Source organism: Pedobacter ginsengisoli (assembly GCF_030244015.1).
In the GTDB taxonomy this organism is placed as follows: Bacteria; Bacteroidota; Bacteroidia; order Sphingobacteriales; family Sphingobacteriaceae; genus Pedobacter; species Pedobacter ginsengisoli.
Genome location: NZ_JASSYX010000002.1, coordinates 978530 through 995964 on the forward strand (window position 1 = coordinate 978530; position 17435 = coordinate 995964).

Here is a 17435-nt window from a genome sequence, read left to right on the forward strand (position 1 = left end):
TTGTGTAAATCGCGCATCTTTTGCTAGCTTAGATAAATGCCTGTTGTTATATGTTGAAATTAGCCCTGATACTGTTTTCGCTCGCAGCTCATGCTGCTGATCCTGCGATTGTATCAGTACCACATGCCTATGAGAATATCGGAAAACAGGTAAGTGTATTGAAAGATCAGCACAACTCCTATACTTTTGATCAGGTAACCAGCACGGCAGCTGCCGGGAAATTTGTACGTTCCACAGAATCGATATTGAATCTTGGCAATTCAGCTTCAGCTTTCTGGATCAAAATAAGGTATCAAAACCCAGGCACACAGACTGCTTACCTGATCGTAGACGTACCTAATATCGATCATATTGATTTTTACGCTGCAGATGGCAGGGGAGTTGTGGTCCGACGGCATACGGGCAGCCTGTCTGCACCAAATCCGGACGTTGTGGCAACGAATCAATACCTATTTGACCTGCTTCCAACAGGTGTTCAGGGAAAAGATGTTTATCTGAAAATACGAAGCAGCAACATTATGCTGGTGGCTTTGAAGATCGCAGATGCAAAAACACTGATTTCTTCCAGTAATTATAAATTGGGCTTTGAGGCAATTTACTCCGGTATTTTGATCATGCTTTTTATTTTTAATGTTTTTCTTTTCATCAGTGTAAAGGACAGGACATATTTATATTACTCGGTATATATAGCTGCGCTATTAATTTATGTGGTCCTGTACTTACGGGGTTACAGCTACATTCTCGGACCTGATATTCGAAGATTTGTTAATCTATATCCACATGTGTTTGCCAGCTTGGCAACAATCGCTGCTTTTTTCTTCTCCTGGGAGTTTTTAGGCATTAAAGAGCGGGTGCCGAAAATGGTCCCCGTCTACAAAGTGATGGTCGGTTTATGGATCATTTTATTGATCATCGCTATGTTCGGTGGCAAATCCGTTTTGGCAGTGCTGGTAAATTACCTTACATTCATCAGCTGTATGGTGGCCTGGTATGCAGGATTGTGTGCCTACCGCAATGGCTTAAAACCTGCATTGTATTACCTGATCGCCTGGTTTGCGGTAGCACTCTCCTTTGTCATCGCATTGCTGGGGCTTACCCATGTCATTCCCTATTATGACCTGTCTTATGAGGTAGGACCTATTGGAACGACCATTGAAATGTTATTTCTGTCATTTGCACTAGGCGACCGGTTCAACCATATCCGGCAGGAAAAGAACCGAATCAAAAAAGAGAACCTGAAACTGATCCTGTCACATAACGAAAAACTGGAGTTCGTTGTAGAGGAGCGCACCCGGAAACTGTCAAAAGCGAATGCAGAGAAAGATAAGTTGTTTTCGATCATAGCCCATGACCTGCGCAGCCCGTTCAATAGCCTGGTAAGCATACTCGAACTGAACGATAATGATATGCTGAATCTTGAAGAGCTCAAGATGCTGCTTCAGGAAACACGGAAAAATGTCGACCAGATTCACCTTACGCTTAATAACTTGTTGTATTGGGCGAAAGGACAGATGGAAATGCCCGGATCAAATCCTGAAGACTTTGATTTGGAAGCTATGGCCGAAAGGCTGATATTGGTATACCAGCCCCTGTCGATGAGCAAGAATGTCCAGCTGATTACCAGTACCTCCGGGTCCTGCAATGTTTTTGCCGATGTCAATGAGATAAACCTGGTGCTGCGTAACCTGATTGACAATGCCATTAAATTTAGTCCGCAGAACAGTGTGATCCGTATCGTTATGGAGCAGCAGGATAGCAAAGTGCAGATCAGCGTGTGCAACGCTGCTCAGGAAAGTAGAGCTGCTAAACTGGAAACACTGCTGGACCCTATGGAATTTTCCAGTACTCCAGGAACAAACAACGAACAGGGTATTGGTCTGGGCCTGCTTCTTTGCCGTGAATACATTCAGTTAAACGGAGGGGATATGCAGGTTGTTGCGAGAGACCATCAGGTAATCATATCGTTTTCATTACCAGCAGCATAAAGTGTCAGGAAAACTATAAGTTAGTCTGCCGCGCTAACAAGCGACCCGGGAATCCATCATATATTTTGAATCCGGACGAAGCGGCTGATCGCACTCAAGGATGCTGATCGCGTCGAGAATTTTAAGACAATAAGATCTCGACATCAAATCATGAGGTTCCCAACTGACATTTCTTCTTATATGACCATATGCATACACTGTTCCCACTTCATGACCGCGATTAAAGATCAGGTAAACACCATGCCGCTGCTTAAAAACTTTAAGCACGCATCCTTCTATAACAATCTCAAAATGAATCATATACGGCTAATCAACAGGCCTGTTATTTAGATAAGCAACCATGCTGCATGTTATGACTATAACAATAAAAAAAAGCACAAGGGCAGCAATGTCTGCCGCTCTATCCTTACGAAATCTAATATCCCGCTGCACGGGTTCTAAAAAATGAATCTGTCGTTTCTCCATATTTCCAGGTCTGTTTCATCCTTATCTAAAATAACAAAAATGTACCTTTTGGCCAAACTCAAAAAGTGTATATCACTGAAAAATTACGTTGGACACAAAATAGAAATCCTCGTGGGTGGATACAACCGGCAAGTAATAAAACAGGCTGATTTTTATACGAATGATTTCGTATATTGGTATTTTATTTTGTCACAACAATGAAAAAGACACTCTTCCTCATGCTAATGTTACTCATTGGCTATTGCTCTTTCGCACAGGAGGGCAGCACGCTACAGAAAAACATCATTTCGCAAAGAAGCGACAACCCGATGAAATCTAAGCTTGACTCTACGATTGACAAACTCATCCTAAATTATATGAAGGAAGGGAAGCGGGTTGGTATTTCCCTGGGAATTAATTACAACGGGAAACAGTTTATCTACAATTATGGCGAAACCAGTCCGGGTTCCGGTATATTGCCCAGCGACAAGTCTGTATATGAGATCGGTTCCATTACCAAGACATTTACGGGCCTTCTGGTGGCACATGCCATAAATGAGGGACGCGTCTCATTAAACGACGACATTAGGAAATTTCTACCCGGAAGTTTTCCGAACCTTCAATACCCCAATGGAGATCCGGTAAAAATCGCTTATCTGCTGGCTCATACCGCACAGTTTCCAAATAGTTTTGGAGATCCGCTAAGCCCGTCCGTGGGTAATGAAACTTTTATTGATTCCCTGCATAAGATTAAGCTCGACTCACTAAAATCTTTCCGGTACAAGTATTCCAATGTGGGTTACCAGTTATTGGGCCTTATCCTGGAACGGGTATACAAAAAATCTTATATAGATCTTATTAGCCAGTATGTTACCAAACCTTTGGGTATGCTGCAAACCAAACTGGACTATCCTGCTAATGAAGAAAGCTCATTACTAAAGGGTTATGGTACCAATAGAGAACCCGTCCGTTCCATCCCCGAAATCTTGCCTGCTGCGGGAGGCCTGCATTCTTCTGTAAGGGATATGCTCAAATACCTGGATTACCAAATTCAGGAAAAGACTGCTGAAGTCAGGTTGACACACCGGGTCATTTTTGGCGATGTAGACAAGGAAGCCTATGGATTTCAATGGGCGATCGGCAAGAACTGGGGCTGGGATCAATACCTCAGAATAGATGGCGGCACACAAGGATACCGTACTTTCTGTGTGATGTATCCGCTTCACAATGTCAGCATTGTGCTCTTTTCCAATCAGAAGGATGACTCAGCAGGAGCGGGGCTTTACAAAGTGGCTACGGGTATTTATGGTGCTTTGAAATTAGCCATGAATGCTAAGTCGGCGTTCTAGTCATTAGCCCATGAGTAGTATCTGGGTTAACCTCACAAACACATCACACCCGTATCGCATACGGGTCCCACCCGGGGTTGACCCGGTATAGAGACCGCCAAAGCCGGATGTGTTCCGGATCGGATCCGGAAGTGAGGTGGGTTTAACTCAATAAGACACAATATGCCTCATATGGTGCTCCAGATGAACGACATAATCATCAAATAACCACTCGAGAGTTACATCTTGCGTCCCGTTAAAGCATTGCCTTTGAAGGGCCTCGTCGGATAGCAATCTGATCAAACTGACGATCTGAAGGTTGTAGGCTTTCCAAAAAGCAATGAGTTGTGCGGCTGGAATTTCATTATAATGCCCTGCCGCATTCCATTTGTCCTGATCGTAACGAATGAAAGGTTTGTCTTCAAACTGTCCTCTGATCCATTTGTGGTGGTTATTGGTTGCGCTGTCAATCAGGTGACCCAGTATCTGCTTTTTGCTCCATTTATCAGGGGAGGGTTTTATCGAAAAGCTTTCCTCATCAATTTCAGACAGGCGCCCGGGGATGGTGTTGCAGAGGTATTCAAGTCGGTCGAGGCTGGTTGTAGTCATAGGTCTAAATTAAAGATTTTGCCCATTTTACAACACCTCATTAATCATCTTTTTTACTCTATCATTTCCGGGAAAAGCTGATAGCAGGTGCATCTATAGCGAGGTCAGCAGACGGTTTACAGGATAACAAGAATAAAAGGCTGAAGAGGCAAAGAAGATTTAGTGTTTTCATGAGCCCTGGTTATAATTTAAAGATAGTAAAAGGATTTGGCTGCATTGCAACCATTGTTCGTATATTGTCATCTATTGTAAAACTCCCCGTCATGAGAAAAACCTTAGTGCTCTTATCCTTCTTAATCGCATTTACCTCTAGCTTACCGGCACAAACCATTAACAAGCCCAGGCTGGATAGTCTGCTGAACCTGCTTGCCGATAATAACCAGGCCATGGGGAGCCTTGCCTTAACCGTGAATGACCAGATGATCTATCAAAAGGCAACAGGCTTCATCGCCCTCAACAACGGAGTTAAAACCGATGCTGATGTGAAAACGAAATATCGCATAGGTTCTATCAGTAAGATGTTTACCAGTGTACTTGTGCTGCAGCTGATTGAGGAAGGAAAGCTTAGCCTTGCTACGCCACTGGCCAAATATTATCCACAGCTGCCAAACGCAGGCAAGATCACCATAGACATGATGCTGAGGCACCGGAGCGGGCTGCACAATTTCACTAACGACAGTCTGTACACGACCTATAAATATAAACCCGCAACACAGCAAACACTGACAGGTATTTTTGCCAGACAACAGGCCGATTTTGAACCGGATGCAAAAGCTGAATACAGCAATACAAACTTCGTCTTGCTGGGTTTTATTGCAGAAAAAGTAGCCGGGAAACCCTATGCCGACCTGATCAAAACCCGGATTGTGGACAAACTTGGCTTGCCGGATACCTATTATGGCAGAAAGGCCAATGCCAGGAAGGACGAGGCGATATCTTTTAGCTACGGGGGCGCATGGAAACCCGAACCCGAAACAGATATGAGTGTGCCGGCCGGTGCCGGTGCCATGGTGTCAACCCCTACGGATCTTACCAAATTTATTAGCGGGCTTTTTAACGGTAAATTGGTAAACGACAGCAGCCTGAATGTGATGAAGACCATGAAAGATGGTTTCGGTATTGGCATGTTTGGTTACAATTTTAGAGATAAAATGGGCTTTGGGCACGGCGGCAGCATTGATGCCTTCAACTCCATACTGACTTATTACCCGAAAGAGAAGGTAGCAATAGCCTACATCACTAATGGTGGTTCGTATGGTCCCAAAGGTGTTGTACTTGGGGCGTTGAGTACTTATTTTAAGGTGCCTTTTACCCTTCCCTCGTTTACCAGCATCGCATTAAAAAGCGAGGACCTGGATAAATATCTGGGCATTTACAGCAGTACACAAATGCCGCTCAAAATTACCATCAGCAAAAATAACAACACGCTAATGGGCCAGGCAACAGGGCAGAGCGCATTCCCGCTGGAAGCCCCTGCCAAAGATCAATTTGTGTTTAATCAGGCCGGTATTGAGTTATTATTTAATACTTCCAAAGCTGAAATGACGCTGAACCAGGGCGGTGAGACTTTTTTGTTTACCAGGGATAAGTAGTGTTGATCTTTATTATCAGTTACAAAAACTATTGTTTTTGTAACTGATAAAACCGTATCTTGACTCAACCTCATATTAAATGATTTATGAAACGCTTCTCCAAATTTTACCTGCTCTTTTTGTTTGGTAGTCTTAGCTTGAATCTTGCGGCCCAGGAATTGGGTAAAACCTTCGTTGAAACAGATACCGCGATCATCGATTTGAACGCCCCGTATTATGGCAATGTCAAGCCGCCCAAATTTTCAGGAGCAGAGCATGGAATACAGGGATACATAGTGGATAGGTTCCGCTTTGAGCAAAAAGAAATCGATAATGGTGTGAAAGGAGAGGTGGTGATCTGGGCCTATATAGAGCGGGACGGGACAATCTCTAAGACTCGCTTTGAAAAAAACACCAATTCAGTTATTGGAGAACGCGTTCGTAACATTCTGCTGCATGCCCCCAAACATATTCCGGGAACCAGAGACGGGAAACCGGCTAGATTCAAGACCAAGCTGATCCAGAAATTTGAGGCGCATCGAGGCTAATCCCGGAGAGAAAATAGAAAACTATTGAGCTTTATTTATAACATATGCTTTTTTGCTATATTTAATATGGTCAATCAATCTTATATGAAGCCCTTTCCACTGATATTTCTGTTGTTTACCAACGTCGCTATTTATGCTCAAACCAATTCAAGCAAGTTTGACATAAAGGAATTTACGCCTTTTGAATCAAATACGCTGAGGTTCGATAAGATAATACCAGATGGCGAATATCTCTATTGGAGGTGTCTGTATACCGATGCAATCTTGAAAAAAGAAAAAGAGCAGGTTGTAGCCGAATATGGTGACCGGAAATATGCCAGGCTTGTTAAAAAGAAGTATAGCGGCAGGGGTTTTCTGGTCGGCTGCGGGCCTGCATTCTGCTACTATTATATAGTTGCCGTTCGGAAGGACAAAACAATTGAAATGATTGACCGGGACGAATTATTAAAATCATTTGTAGGTAAGGTCGATGGTATCGAAGAGGTCAAAATATTGGCAAAGGCAAACCGACTCTATGTCAATCTGAAACGTCTTAATACCGGTTCGTACCGTAAAATAGGTGACGACTACTTACTGTATCTGTTTGATGATATGCAAAGCTGCTTACCTGGTGATGGGCAGGATGAACAATCCGTAAAAGCCTTCCTGACCTCAAAAGGTGATTTTACATTAGTAGGCAGGACATTTTATAATAAAAAACCGGGAATACATTAAGTCGCTCCTGATCCCGATGCTGCGATAAAATTCCTGCAGCAACCATTATATTTATAACCGACACAGGAGAAAAAGCGAGTTGTTTAAGCGTAGTATTATCCTCTTCTTATGCCGACTATCAGAATGGCTTATTTTTTCTCCATTTTAACCAGCCCGTACCTCGTAGCCAGATAGATATTTCCCTTAGCATCTTTGCTAATATCAGTTACAAAGGAAGAAGGAACTTCTGAATTCTTATTGTTGTAAAACTCCCAACCATCCTTTAAATCGTATCTGACCAGTCCGGCCCGTTCCGTGCCAATCCACAATACATCCTCCTTCTCATCATATAACATTGGCCCAACGTTATTTACAGGTATACCGGAATTGTCAATTGTAAGCTGTTTCCAGGAACCATCCGGTTTAAACACAGCAATACCTTCATTTCTGATCAAACTTTTGCGGTCTGCAGGAGCATATTCGTAAAGTCCGAAATACAAATTACCTTGACTGTCTTCTTCCAGACTTGTAATACACTTACCCTTCAGTACAGTACTGCCAGCGTTAAAATCCGTTGCAGTCCCGTCTGCATCAATCATCACAGAACCGCTAAAAGTGCCAATCCAGATACGACCCTTCTTATCTTTTTTAGCATAATATACCCGGTCGGAAGGCAGCGCTTTTAAATTAGCTTTGTTAATAACAGACCAGGACCCGTTATTGTTAATAATCAGCCCCTGATCTGAAGTGAAAAAAACTTCGCCCGACGCCACATTATTAATAATGCTATAACCCCTTTTGATGCCAGTTTTAAGAGAATCATAAAGTACCCAGTCCTTATCATTATAACTATATACACCAGACTCAGTATAAAACCATTTGACATTAGAATTGTCTGTTGCCATCCCCCTCACATAATAATACTTGGCAGGCGGTAAAACACCTCTGTCAACCTTGCTCAACTTATCATTTTCCAGACGGTACAAATCTTTGTTTGTCTCATAGAAAATAACACCTGTTCTATCCACTGTTAAATGATCACTCAGATTATCCTTCATGATTGAATTTTTGGAATTCCAAACGGTCATTTTATAAGAGCCAAGGTGCGCATTGTCATATTTATGATGCTTATTTTCGATATCCGGATCCACAGGCCGGTCAAACAAGGCAGTTGCGAACTCTTCCGTTACCCGCTGTATTCGGCCGGAAAGCTTACCGTTTAAAACATCTATCGCTACATTGACAGAAACCCTGCCTTCAATTTTCCCATTTGTGGATGCAGGCGACCAGCCGGTAAAATCATTTAAAGCCATTACGACCTTTTCCGACAACATTCGGCCATTTACATCTGTATAGCTCAGCACGCACCCTTTACCTGTTGAATCTACCAAAACCTGGAACAAAATAGACCCTCTTAGATTGTTCACATTATTGTGAGAATTCAAATAATGGATCATTTTTGAAAACTTAAGACTATCGGCTTGCACCTTAATGTCTCCGCAATCCAAACAGAATGCAGAAGTCTGGCAATTGTTCAGCTTCTTAGGAAAAATGTGTTGAGCATTGGCACCCGCGGCAATGCAAAACAGCAAAATTGTGGATAAAAATTTCTGTAATTTAACGGACATGAGCAACGTAAAAGTTAGAGGAGTAAGATACAGAGATATTTTAAAAACAAAATAAATTTACTTCAATTGAAGCAATGATCCCCACCAGCACGATTTAGCTGAATCATATTCTTCCCATTTACACCTCGATAGAAATCTTTACCCTGCCTCCAAGGCCTTTTTCTACAATATCGAACAGTGTTTTAAGCGTTAAATTGCTGCCATCATTTTCCACTCGAGAGATATAAGTCCTATTTTTATCAATCAGATCAGCCAGTTGGCCCTGCGTCAGCTGTTTATCTTCACGGGCCTTTCTTAGCAACAAACCTATCTTAAATCCCTCCAGTTCACGTTCCAGTTCATCCCTTCTAGGTGTACCCTTTTCACCATAAACCTTATCTTTTATTTCCTTCCAGTTAGTTGTACCCATTATTTATTCTCCTTATGATATTCGTTCATCAATCTAATAGCCTTAAGCAACTCATCCTTTGGCGTTTTTTGAGATTTCTTCGCAAACCCGTTTAGCAAGATGACCAGCTTGCCCTTGTCAAAAAAGCAAAATACCCTCCAAATATCAGAAGCAAGTTTAATCCGTACTTCATATAGTCCCTGGGTATCTTCAACATATTTTAAATAATTTAGAGGAACACGTTCCAGTATTTCAATGGCTTCAATTATTTTAAAGATCTTATCCTGAACTTTTTTGGGCTGTTCACGCAAAAAATCTTCAAAATAGTTCTTGTAGGCAACGACCTCTCTAACCTTATTCATAACGAAGGTAACTTATAAGTAACATCCAAGCAAGTATTTTCATTAATTTCATTCCCAATAACACCTGGTAATGAGCTAAGCGAAAGTATATATGTTTTAACAGAAAAACATACCTTTCAAAATAAATTTATTATTGTCAATTTATTGATAATCAATTAAATATATTGAATTTTTGTACGAAATAGGGGAGATAAGAATATCTGGTAACTTCATTGATAACTGCATGTTGATATTGTTAGCTAGTACAATAAAAGTTATATTCGTAAAAAGCCTGATATGAAACCCTCTCTAATGCATCTCGTCTTGTTTCTGACTATCACATCTGCTTATAAGACAATCGGGCAGGTAAACAAAGAGCGCCGGACAACGAGCTACAAATATTCGAAAATTAAACAGTTCTACACACCGATAGAGAACGGCACTCCAAATGCATCCAAGCGGAAACCTTACTCAGAGAGCCAATTTGACAACAACGGAAACCTTATAAATTATATATTCATGTCTTATGATAGTGCATTTGGGAAACGCGTCGAGACTTACAAGTATGAAAACAATAGAAAGGTTGAGCAAATGGCCGACGGTATCCGTTCGTTATGCACTTACAACAACAGCGGTGATACACTTGAAGTCAAAGAATACGGGCGCAAAGAATACGGCGAGGAAAATACGCTGATCAGACGCTCCTTATATGCTTACGGAAGCAACGGTAAGAAGTCTGTTGTCACTATTTACGCTGGCCTTACAGACACAGTCACTGTCAAAACCACTTATACCTACAATGATCGTAATCTGCCCATGCAGCAGCAATACAGTAGTTTTCTCCCAGCAGAACGCGTTGAAGGCACTGTAATCAACACTTATGACTCATCGGACAAGATCATCAAAAGGGAACTTGACGCATCCCAAATGAAATTTAATGAGCAAACCAACTACGTATACGACGATAAGGGTCGGGTAGTGGAGTGTACCAGTAAGTATAATGTTGATCCTAATCCCACTAAACATATCTACAGTTATAATGCGGAGGGGTTGGTGGTTAAAGACCATTACTTTTGGTCGGGCAATGAAGCAATAATCGACTATGTGTATACGAGGTAAATCATTGTTTCTTAGTGTCTTCACTTATTCCGATTCAGCCATGTCTGGATACATCCTATAATACTTAAAGTCGTCAAAACTATCGTAAAACTCAGTAACGGCCAGTAGCCAATCTCTTTTGCACCTCTAATATTAGTATTCATAAGCACAATCTCAGGCTTGATGTGGGTTATGATCCGCTGCGGGAGCCGCCCAAATATCTCGTTCCAGTTGTTCGATAAGTTAAACTTGTATCCATCATTTATTTGTAGGCTAATTACTTAAAATAACTATCTTACAGTATTGACAACAATACAATTCATGAAAATTTTCGCTACTGTTTTCTTAACTATTACCTCACTTATCTTTTTAGCGGGCTGTTCCAGCAATAAAAACATAGCTGGTAAATATAGAACTACACGAGCGGAACTTGGTTTTTTCGGAACATCTTTGGAACTTAAAAAGGATTCTACATTTCGCTTTTATTTTGGCGGAGATTTGATCAGCTATACAGACAGTGGCAGATACACACTTTCGGGAAGTGACATTATACTTAAATTTTATCCATACCACTTAGACACCGGGCTGGAAGCAAAGCTGAATGCACGGGATACTGTGTATCGCCCGAAAAAACTCTATTATCGAAACAGAAAGATACGACATTATAATATAGACGGGCATGTTATAAGAAGAGCCAGATACTACCAGGAAAGGAACCTGATCCTTTTTAAATGGAACAGATGGGTGAAGCGAAAAAGCTACCTGAAAAAAGTCAAAGAAAACTATTAAAAGATTCTAGATGAGGTAATAAATACTGAGAATACAAAAGAAGATATAGCTAAAAAGTTAAAATGAAGTTGACGATTTTAATATTATTGATTGGCTGCCTGTTTGGATGTAAATTTGGTTCAGAAAAATTACATGTTATTGAAAGGACTATAGGGGTGTCTACCCAATATTTTGCTCCTGCAGACTATGACAGTACCTTTGTATTTGACAACAAAAAATATCTTATCAGGTCAAGGGAATTTTTCAATGAAGATGGCAGGGTTACTCATGTTTTGGAATGGGGAGGAGTGGGCTATACAGATTGGACAAGCCAAATGATCGATGAAACAGATGACTTTTTTAGTAATGATGGTTATAGCAAAACTATTGCCGCCTATAGACTTAATAATCGCCAAATCCTGGTTAATTCTGATACAGGTGAGATCAAAGGAGTTGATGGTGTCCGGAGACTGATATATTATACCTTAAAACCTGGAGAAAAGCATAACCGGATAATGCATCTTTATAGACTGTCCTATAAATAATTTGCAGATGACGAGCTGCATTTATATAAATTTTAACAGTGCAAATGGGAAGTTGGTAGGGGATAGTGTGTAGTGTGGGAATTTACCCGGCTAATCCAGTAATGAAAAATGCACTATGCAGTGCTGATCAACGTATAAAATCTTTTTACAAAGTTTACATTTTAATTTACAATCCAAATCACCTGATCAGAAGCATATGAAAGTACCTTCGATTGATCAATTTTAAGAAATATGAAAAATAGAAAGAATGTCATCTATGCGCTAACTATAGCGCTGGTCGCGGTGAGCGGACTCGTGTTTGCTAATCGTGAAATGAAAAATGAAACTGAGCGGTCACCAAAGCCCATGTCGGTTGAAGACAAGAAAGCCGCCCTTGAGGCCCGGAAAAAATGGGAGGGTACTCCTGACGGTTTAAAGTACAAAGCATGGGAGGCTTCTCCAGAGGGCAAAAAGGTACGCGCCAGTCATGATAAAATAAAGGGAAACCTAAAGTCTTTCAGCAATATGGAGGCCGTGGTGACCTCTGTTACTTTTAAGCGTGCGGGTGCGAAATCATCGGGACCAAAATGGCTCATCGTCCAGATTAATGGCGAAGAGTACATGATGCAATTTACCGGTAAAGATTTTCAGCAATTGAACGGCCTAAAAGTGAATGATAAGATCATTGTAAAAAGCCGCAGTGCGGGGTTTTCGCCTAATCATCCCTATTTGATTCTATCGGGCGACTATATTGAGCAAAACGGCAAGGAACTTTTTAAACGTGACTTGAGCAAAAATGACGGTTGCTGATGGTTCAGTGAGGTAGCTAGCGAAGTTGATCCCAACTTAAGAACCTTCGTGCCAGGCTAACAGGTCAACAGATCATTTTCAATTCTGTTGACCTGTTCGATACGAAATACAGGGATTGCAGCAGAAGTAGGAATGAAGAAGCAATACCCATATATCTTTGTGGTTAAAAATAACAAACTATCATTCAATATTTTAGATATTTCCTTAATATTTTGATGAGTGGAAACTTACGTTAAACAATGTTAAATTCCGCTTGTGGATTGTTGAACAACTTATATTTGAAAGTAGCCCTCAAATGTATGATAACCAACCCTCTCAAGTATTTAATAATCATTGTATTGTTGTTACTTACCAACTACAATGTTCAAGCGCAAGTTCCGGAAAAACAATCAGCCATCACCGGCAAAGTACTTGATGAAAATAAAGAGTTCCTACCGTATGTTTCGGTCAAATTGCATCAGGTTATCGATTCGACTTTAGTTCAATCCGTTCAAACGAATGAAGCTGGTATTTTTCAGTTTTCTAAAGTACCTGCCGGAACATACTATATTGAAATCGACTTAATAGGTTATCAGAAAAGCATTAATCGCCCTTTTACATTAGAGGCAGGCGGTCAAAAAGTGAACCTCGGTGTAATTGTTCTACAGAGCCCTGTCCAACAATTAAACACGGTGGATATCAGTGTTAAAAAGCCACTTATCGAAAGAAAAGATGGTAAAATAATCATCAATGTTTCAGCAAGTCCACTAACTCCAGGGAGTACAGCAATGGAAATTCTATCAAGAGTTCCTGGTGTAACCCTGGATAATGAAGGCAATGTGAGCTTAAGAGGTAAACCCGGTGTTAGCCTCATGATTGACGATAAGTTGACATATTTGTCATCAGCGCAACTAGCAAATCTCCTCCGTGCTACATCTGGAAATACCATCCAGACGATAGAAATAATCTCAAATCCATCATCGAAATACGATGCCAGTGGTACAGGAGGTATCATTAACATTAAATTGAAGAAAAATACCAGCTTTGGAACCAATGGCACTCTGACGCTTGGTGGTGGCCTAGGTAAATACCATAAGTCTGACGCAGGTATAGCACTCAATCACCGAAGCAAATCTCTTAATATCTATGGTAATTATAATTACACCTATAATAAACAATACGAAAACCTATTTCTTACCCGAAGTACTAGAGCTGCCACTGAAATAACGTATTATGATCAAAAGGCCAGAGACGCATTTTCACGGAAGAACAATAATTACAAAACTGGTATTGATTATTTTATCAATGAGAACAATACAATTGGTTTTATGTTGAATGGCTACGTGAATAACTATGATGGAACCAACAAAATCAAGACAACTATTGGCACTCAGCGCGGAAAAATCGATTCTACTGTACTTGGCCGGAACTCATCTGTGAGTCAGTATGAAAGCCAGACTTATAGCCTGAATTATAAATCTGTACTGGATACTTTAGGACAAGAGTTAAACGTTGATCTGGACCTTTCCCAGGTCCACAATATGGAAAATGCACATTACAACAATGACTTTTACAAAGCCCGGGGACTTTTGTACGGATCACCTCTTATATTTCGAAACTTAACGCCTTCAAAAATCAAGATAGCAGCAGGAAAGTTAGATTATACCCTTCCTTTACCAAACAAGATGAAAGTTGAAACAGGGATTAAAAGCAGTTATGTGAACACAGATAACGATTTCCGGTCAGAACAACAGGCAGACGAGGGCTGGAAGAATAATGAAAGCCTAAGCAATCGGTTTTCCTACAAAGAAGGCGTTAACGCTGCCTATGTTAATCTTCACAAAGACTTCAATTCAACTGCTCTTCAGGTAGGATTGCGTACGGAGCTTACACATTCGGAGGGTAAATCTATAACCCTTCAAGATGAGGTAGTACGTAATTATATAGACTTTTTCCCCAGCTTATCAGTGAATCAGACCCTGTCTAAAGATCACATAATTGCTTTTTCTTATAGTCGCAGAATTGACCGGCCAGACTACCAATCGCTCAATCCCTTTATTTATTACGTTGATTTATACACGCTGTCACAGGGAAATCCTGCACTAAGACCACAATATGCCAATTCATTTGAGATTAACTATGGCCGTAAAAAACTCAATATCTCGTTTGGTTATATAAGGACCAAAGATGTAATAACCACAACATTATTAACAGACACAATCAAAAAGACCATGCTACTATACGAGCAAAATTTAGCTTACAGACGTACTTTCAGTGCGACCATTAGCAGACCAGTTAACCTAACTGACTGGTGGAGCACAGATAACGACATTACACTTTATAATAGCCGTTTTGCCAGCCCTGAACTAATGGGTATGCCATTTAAGAACGAAAAAACAACCCTTGAACTTAATACAATCCACACATTTAAATTCAGTTCTACATTAAATGCAGAATTATCTGCAAATTATACTTCAAGCCAGGTCTATGGAACATATATAGCGAAGCCAATATATGGTTTAGATTTTGGGGTCAATAAGTCCTTTGCAAGAGAAAGAGCAAATATCAAACTAGGTATAAACGATCTTTTTGATCAAAGACAAATTAAGATTAGGAGCGCAATTCCTTCTCAGGATTATCAGCTCAATCAGAAACAAGAAAGTAGAGTTTTCAGGCTAACATTTACATACAATTTTGGCAGCAATACCATTAAGGCAATCAGGGACCGTTCAAATAGCTCTACGTCTGAACAAGGCAGGGTAAAATCCGGAAATTAAAACATCTTCATCGGATAGGTAATCGTTTTGAAAAACCTTGTTTCAGACGTTACTGGCGTCCCATGCAGATACAGCTAATAAAATACCTCTGATTTTTCATTTCATCCCTATTACCGATACGGTTTAAATTATATTTACATCGTGAGATTTATAAGAATTGCATCAACGAATTGGATTCATTTATTAGGATTCTATATAACGACTTACTTATATGGGTTGTTTGCAAAACTGATCGGGTTTGAAGATACCTATGATGATTGGTTCGTGACCATCTTCTACAATCTGATTGGTATAATATTCTTGCTGTTGACCTACGGCCTTATGATTGTAATTAGTTTCTATCTTGTGATTCTGTGCCTTGATTTACTGTTATTCCAGTTTAAAAAACTCAGACTGCTGCATATTGTAATCATGGAATGGGCTATAATAATACCTCCATTTATATACTGGGCGTTCGCGGAAGATTATTGGCTCTGGCTAGCACTAATTGGATCTTTACTAACAACGCAGTTGCTACGAAGAAAGGTATTGATGAAAAAGTATCCACAACTCTTACCATAACGATAAATAAATAAAAGCCATCCCTGCCGGGTGTATCTGATAAGGGAGTTAAGTATTCATTAGACGCTACTTTTACTATGATTGATTAATTATCGCACAAAGTTAAGCTTGTATACATTGAAGACCCAACGACAAGTAAATTCAGGACTGGACAGACCAGCTAATTGATTGAGCAATGCAATTACTCTTTTTTCTGATAAATGCTTTATATTCATTAATTTATAAGTTAGTTTGTTAGTAATAAACCCCCATAAACACTCTCCCCGGTCAGCTTCCCATTTTCATTGTTAAAATTCATATAACAATGCAGCTCGTCACCAGCAAAATCAGCGGGGATCTCAAACTGATAAGCCAGATCCTTTCTCAGCGCCCCATTCTGCCGGATCAGTAACCTATTCTTATCAGCGTTGTAAATCACAAAAGTAGCCCGGTCGGTTATCCTGCCAAACTGGGTTTGCGCTACCGGCACCCAGCTAAAGCCAATAGCGCCAGGCACAGCCGCAATGTGCAGACAGCAGGGCTTGCAAACGTTGCCTTTGCTGTATACTATTTTCGGATAATCGATCTGGTATTGCCCATTGACCAGTATAAAAGCAGTCTTATAGTTGAATTTGAATGCCGCGTTAAAAGGGCTGTTTCTTTTGGTAAAGTCTTTAAAGCCGACGGCGATTAAGGGATTTAAGAGGCTGAGAAAACTGATCAGTAAGCCAAACCTATGGTTTTCAACAAGTTGAATTTGAGTAGCAGGAGTGAGGCTCGGGTGGTACAAGGCCGTTACTACATTTTTGCCTTTGACCCTTCTGCCGATGACCGGGCCGGTCTTGTTGGAAAAACCACCAAATATTCCAGAATTTAATATGCCCATAATGCTATTGTTTTACAGATCAAAGCTAAAGGAGTTCAAATAAATAAATTGCGACATTTGTCTGCTATTTTCGATTATAATAACTTTTCGAGCAAAGGTTAAAACTGGGTTTAAAGCAGTGATAAAGTCCTTTTAAAGCTCATGGTTGATAGGCCCTTTATAAGACCTTGTTTAGTGGCTTGTTAAGGGTTGATAGGTCCACGGACGAAGCAACCCTTAAGGGAGGGCTAAGCAAGGGCCTGGAAGGTATGGAGTTTCAGTGGTGTTATAGTGGGGTTCAATTTTTTTAACCCGCTATTATCATGTAGTCCTTCTTGCTCATCTTCCGTAACTTCAAACGCAAAAGTACCTTTTGTATTAATGTTTTGGGACTTGATCATTTTATTCGAGGGCTGGAATATCAGCGGCTATTTCGAAGTGGTATTTGTCCTTAAGATTATTAGGTATGCTATAAGCTTATCAAAGTGGATATTCCGCTGCATTTTGCCGAAATTTTCATATAGAGGAACGGAATAAAT

General features: G+C 40.5%; 15 protein-coding genes. 10 read left to right on the top strand and 5 right to left on the bottom strand.

Features of this window, described 5'->3' with window-relative positions; all coding sequences use genetic code 11:
• The first annotated feature begins 50 nt into the window (after positions 1 to 50).
• Both QEP08_RS11340 and QEP08_RS11345 read left to right on the top strand, forming a co-directional pair.
• Positions 51 to 1985 (top strand): sensor histidine kinase, encoded by a 1935-nt coding sequence (locus tag QEP08_RS11340; RefSeq protein ID WP_285058050.1) that lies wholly within the window; start codon positions 51 to 53, stop codon positions 1983 to 1985.
• 662 nt (positions 1986 to 2647) lie between these two features.
• Positions 2648 to 3778: a serine hydrolase domain-containing protein gene (locus QEP08_RS11345; RefSeq protein WP_285058053.1), complete on the top strand. Its 1131-nt coding sequence runs from the start codon at positions 2648 to 2650 to the stop codon at positions 3776 to 3778.
• Positions 3779 to 3925: 147 nt separating this feature from the next.
• On the opposite strand, the gene QEP08_RS11350 is transcribed toward QEP08_RS11345, so the two are convergent.
• Positions 3926 to 4366, bottom strand: coding sequence for a DinB family protein (locus tag QEP08_RS11350; RefSeq protein WP_285058056.1), 441 nt, complete (start codon positions 4364 to 4366; stop codon positions 3926 to 3928).
• Between the two features lie 263 nt (positions 4367 to 4629).
• Here QEP08_RS11350 and QEP08_RS11355 point away from each other — a divergent pair, with 263 nt between their 5' ends.
• From QEP08_RS11355 to QEP08_RS11365, 3 genes are all read left to right on the top strand, one after another.
• On the top strand, positions 4630 to 5958 hold the full coding sequence (locus tag QEP08_RS11355) for a serine hydrolase domain-containing protein (protein WP_285058058.1): 1329 nt from the start codon (positions 4630 to 4632) through the stop codon (positions 5956 to 5958).
• Positions 5959 to 6044: 86 nt separating this feature from the next.
• A complete protein-coding gene (locus QEP08_RS11360) occupies positions 6045 to 6485 on the top strand; it encodes an energy transducer TonB (protein ID WP_285058059.1) in 441 nt (146 codons plus the stop codon).
• Between the two features lie 84 nt (positions 6486 to 6569).
• The gene (locus QEP08_RS11365) at positions 6570 to 7199 is read left to right on the top strand and encodes a hypothetical protein (RefSeq protein WP_285058061.1); all 630 of its coding nucleotides are present in this window, start codon (positions 6570 to 6572) and stop codon (positions 7197 to 7199) included.
• Positions 7200 to 7327: 128 nt separating this feature from the next.
• Here QEP08_RS11365 and QEP08_RS11370 read toward each other — a convergent pair whose 3' ends face one another.
• The 3 genes from QEP08_RS11370 to QEP08_RS11380 all read right to left on the bottom strand — a co-directional run bounded on the left by QEP08_RS11370 (position 7328) and on the right by QEP08_RS11380 (position 9556).
• Positions 7328 to 8806: a ligand-binding sensor domain-containing protein gene (locus tag QEP08_RS11370; protein ID WP_285058062.1), complete on the bottom strand. Its 1479-nt coding sequence runs from the start codon at positions 8804 to 8806 to the stop codon at positions 7328 to 7330.
• A 118-nt stretch (positions 8807 to 8924) separates the two neighbouring features.
• Complete coding sequence (locus QEP08_RS11375; RefSeq protein WP_285058065.1) at positions 8925 to 9215, bottom strand: helix-turn-helix domain-containing protein; 291 nt, start codon at positions 9213 to 9215, stop codon at positions 8925 to 8927.
• Positions 9215 to 9556 carry a type II toxin-antitoxin system RelE/ParE family toxin gene (locus QEP08_RS11380; RefSeq protein WP_285058068.1) on the bottom strand — a complete coding sequence of 114 codons (342 nt, stop codon included), beginning with the start codon at positions 9554 to 9556 and terminating at the stop codon, positions 9215 to 9217. The genes QEP08_RS11375 and QEP08_RS11380 overlap by 1 nt, the downstream gene beginning before the upstream one ends.
• 276 nt (positions 9557 to 9832) lie before the next feature.
• On the opposite strand from QEP08_RS11380, the gene QEP08_RS11385 reads away from it, so the two are divergent.
• From QEP08_RS11385 to QEP08_RS11405, 5 genes are all read left to right on the top strand, one after another.
• Positions 9833 to 10654, top strand: coding sequence for a hypothetical protein (locus QEP08_RS11385; RefSeq protein ID WP_285058070.1), 822 nt, complete (start codon positions 9833 to 9835; stop codon positions 10652 to 10654).
• A gap of 300 nt (positions 10655 to 10954) precedes the next feature.
• A complete protein-coding gene (locus QEP08_RS11390) occupies positions 10955 to 11422 on the top strand; it encodes a hypothetical protein (RefSeq protein ID WP_285058073.1) in 468 nt (155 codons plus the stop codon).
• 62 nt (positions 11423 to 11484) lie between these two features.
• Positions 11485 to 11946: a hypothetical protein gene (locus tag QEP08_RS11395; RefSeq protein ID WP_285058076.1), complete on the top strand. Its 462-nt coding sequence runs from the start codon at positions 11485 to 11487 to the stop codon at positions 11944 to 11946.
• Between the two features lie 231 nt (positions 11947 to 12177).
• Positions 12178 to 12735: a hypothetical protein gene (locus tag QEP08_RS11400; protein WP_285058077.1), complete on the top strand. Its 558-nt coding sequence runs from the start codon at positions 12178 to 12180 to the stop codon at positions 12733 to 12735.
• Between the two features lie 278 nt (positions 12736 to 13013).
• Positions 13014 to 15491: a TonB-dependent receptor gene (locus QEP08_RS11405; RefSeq protein WP_285058078.1), complete on the top strand. Its 2478-nt coding sequence runs from the start codon at positions 13014 to 13016 to the stop codon at positions 15489 to 15491.
• Between the two features lie 787 nt (positions 15492 to 16278).
• Here QEP08_RS11405 and QEP08_RS11410 read toward each other — a convergent pair.
• Positions 16279 to 16917, bottom strand: coding sequence for a DUF6266 family protein (locus QEP08_RS11410; RefSeq protein ID WP_285058081.1), 639 nt, complete (start codon positions 16915 to 16917; stop codon positions 16279 to 16281).
• Positions 16918 to 17435: the final 518 nt, after the last annotated feature.